This window comes from Ruminococcus sp. AF37-20 (assembly GCF_003460465.1).
Lineage (GTDB): Bacteria > Bacillota > Clostridia > Oscillospirales > Ruminococcaceae > Hominimerdicola > Hominimerdicola aceti.
This window is the reverse complement of sequence record NZ_QTVE01000036.1, coordinates 8,840-11,917: the sequence shown is the minus strand read 5'-3', so window position 1 is coordinate 11,917 and position 3,078 is coordinate 8,840. Positions and strand designations below refer to the sequence as shown.

Here is a 3,078-nt window from a genome sequence, read left to right as displayed (position 1 = left end):
TATCTCACGGTATGTTACATACCAATGGGTGTCTTGCCAAACTCTTTCGATCGTCCAAATGCTATGCTTGCTTTTGAATTTTGTTTCAAGAAAGCATATCTTATCAAACTCAAATGCGCTTTCGGGCAGGGCAAGTTGATCGCCGTTTCGGACAATCGAAACGCCCTGCAAACCACGGCTTTTAAGTTTTTGACAAAAATGTGCAGGGGAAAATATCGTCTCGCCGTCAGCAAAAATAAACCTGGTCTTGTAAAGGTCATCGCAGGCAGGCGATGGGGTGTTCGTGCTGTTTGTGCAGGACGTTTTTATGATATCGTAAATTTGTATCTCGAAATTTAAAAGCTGTTTCAATGTTGTTCTCCGAGGGCAAAGTTTGTGTTATGATCTTAAACGACTATTCTTCCGGCTTATATACTTTTACTAAATTGTAAGAATCATCAAACAAAGTTATTCTGCCACATTTTTCGCAATGCCAAACATTATAGCGAGGATAGGGAATGTCCAAAACGTGTATGTATTCGTTTTTCTGTATCTCACACCATTCTCTGTCTGAATAAACATAATATTCCGTATCGTTAGGGTCAAGCTGATTTGTAAGCATATTTCCACATCGACAGTATACTCTCATATTCATTTCTCCTATGCGCTATTTATGTTATATATTTACTGTGATTTCAAAATGACGGATAATGTATATCATCTTCAAGAACACCTCTGCCGACAACTTTATTTTCACAGTATACAAGAAAATTTGTCCCCGCAGCATAGTCCTTGTCAAGCAGTCCATACTTTACAAAAGAAAGTATCCCTTTCGAGGTGCATTTATCGACCTTTTCGATAGTGTATAAAGCTGCGGCTATCATCGGCGAAATTGCGATATCATTTTTATCTACAAAACACAGTATTATGACAGTATCTTCTATGATCCAAAAATTAGGGTGTTTGACTTTCTTCTGATCCCATACTATTTTATATTTTGCTCTTTTTTCGGGAACATAATGCTTGCTGACTTTAACATATGGGTGGTCGAAACTTCTTATAGTACGGATACCTATATGTGAAGAAACTGTATTTTCATATTTAATAGCTGGCAGTGCGACCAAAGATGCATTGCATAAGGCATTTAACCAGAATTGCCTGCTGTCTTTTTTTAGTTTGATCTCGTGTCCGCACTTTGAACAAAAATCCGTCATAAAACGAAGTTCTCTTCTTTTGAAGTTTATTGGAATTATTTCTCCACACCATGGACATCTTGGTGCAAACATATCAACACCCCCACATTAGTTAATATGCATAGCGCATATTAATTAATTGATCTCCTTTATACCAAAAAATCATTTTTTCATAACACATATTTGAAGTTGAAGGATTGCCCTGCTTTCCAGGTACTTCAACCTTCGTAAGCTCAACATCGACTTCAACGTTGTCGTCAAAACCGTCATCGTCGGTATCAGGTTTCATATAATTGGGTTTAATAGGATTGTAGCCTGAATCAACAAGTAATCCGGACATTTCCTCAACATCTGAAAAACAATCGCTGTGCTATCTGATTTCTCCTAAGTGTTTGACAAATAGCTATTCCATTTATTCATATTACTGATTTTAGAATCTATTTTAGATAAAAAATTTGACTTTATAACTTTATCGACAGCAACATAAAAAGTTTCCGTCCTGTTGCCAATGTTATTATAATCCAGCATATATTTTTCTTGTGTATCGGTATTGAAATAGTAAATAAATTCATTACCATTTTGCTGATAAACCCATACCAAATATTCATTGGGATTTATATCATAGCAAAAATAATAACTTGGCAGATAATTGGTATAGTCCTCAAATCCAATGGCATATCTAATCAAATGCTCATTTTCATCGGATATAATCATAGTTTTATCAGGTTGCCAACCTTTATTGCTTTCAATAACTTTGATTGAAATTAAAACATTATTATCAGTTTCAATTTTTTCATTAAACAGTGTTTTTTCATTCTTACCCAAACCAACAATAATGCCTGAAATAATTACTGCAGAAATAATAATGCCGACAACTACCAATACTTTTTTCATACTAAACCTCAATTAGCTAAGTCAAAATAATAATCGCAAAATGCACTTGCAAAACCATATATCATATTTTCAGTTATTAAATTACAAGTAGATGAACTATACACGCAACCAGCAGAAAGAAAATCCATAGGAGGTCTAATATATGATGTAGCAAGTATTTTCAAATCAGATCGTTCATTTGAACCTGTAATATTATATATAAAATCAGAAAATCTTTGCTTGTTGTTCATTTTTATTAAATAGTTGTTAAGCAATTCATTTAAGTCCATATTGGGATTATCTTTATACTCATAGTATAAATTAACTGCATCTGCATCAACAATTACATCACTAATTCCGTAATGTGAATTCGAACGATTACCTAAATATGTACTCATTTCCTGATATGCGGCTTCTATACTCATATTATGCGCATAGTATTGATCTTTTCCATATAAAACATCTTGATCTATCACTTGTTGTAAGTCCCCTGCCCAACCAGCCATATCATTCATTGAACCATAATAAGTAGAATAAATGGATTTAATATCATTTTTTTCAAAATAAGCATTCATAGTTGCGGCAAGATGTTTTAAATCATACTTTTCGTTCGTCAATGGATCAAAGAGTTCTTCCACAGCATTATCATCTCCAAGGAAGTAATTATATACATCAATATCGTTATCTTTAACATATGCTATAAAATTCTCATTTATATTACCAGCTGTAATGTTCCACTTTGTGCCAATGTATTTAGTGCTGCGTAAAAATTCTAATACAAGTGTTATTTCATCGTCTTTATTTCGTAAATTATTATCTGAGCAGTAATTCTGAGCATATTCACATAGTATATCCAAATATGGAACAAACGAATACACTAATGGATTTAAATCACTTGAATCTACCGTCCCATCCCCATCAGTATCAGCTTTAGAGGGGTCAGAATTCATATGATGATAGTATTTGAACGTTGAAGGATTGCCCTGCTTTCCAGGTACTTCAACCTTCGTAAGCTCAACATCGACTTCTTCAT

General features: G+C 33.8%; 6 protein-coding genes. All 6 read right to left on the bottom strand.

Annotation, left to right across the window (positions count from 1 at the left end):
* Positions 1–351 (bottom strand): hypothetical protein (locus DW015_RS12640; protein WP_147338170.1); only part of this gene is annotated, 351 nt, incomplete at its 3' end.
* Between the two features lie 43 nt (positions 352–394).
* On the bottom strand, positions 395–628 hold the full coding sequence (locus DW015_RS12635; RefSeq protein WP_038670746.1) for a hypothetical protein: 234 nt from the start codon (positions 626–628) through the stop codon (positions 395–397).
* Positions 629–674: 46 nt separating this feature from the next.
* Complete coding sequence (locus tag DW015_RS12630) at positions 675–1,265, bottom strand: hypothetical protein (RefSeq protein ID WP_147338168.1); 591 nt, start codon at positions 1,263–1,265, stop codon at positions 675–677.
* Positions 1,266–1,284: 19 nt separating this feature from the next.
* On the bottom strand, positions 1,285–1,512 hold the full coding sequence (locus tag DW015_RS12625) for a hypothetical protein (RefSeq protein ID WP_117905881.1): 228 nt from the start codon (positions 1,510–1,512) through the stop codon (positions 1,285–1,287).
* Between the two features lie 44 nt (positions 1,513–1,556).
* Complete coding sequence (locus tag DW015_RS12620; RefSeq protein ID WP_022287857.1) at positions 1,557–2,066, bottom strand: hypothetical protein; 510 nt, start codon at positions 2,064–2,066, stop codon at positions 1,557–1,559.
* 8 nt (positions 2,067–2,074) lie between these two features.
* The coding region (locus DW015_RS13645) for a hypothetical protein (RefSeq protein WP_207659391.1) at positions 2,075–3,078 on the bottom strand (1,004 nt) is incomplete at its 5' end.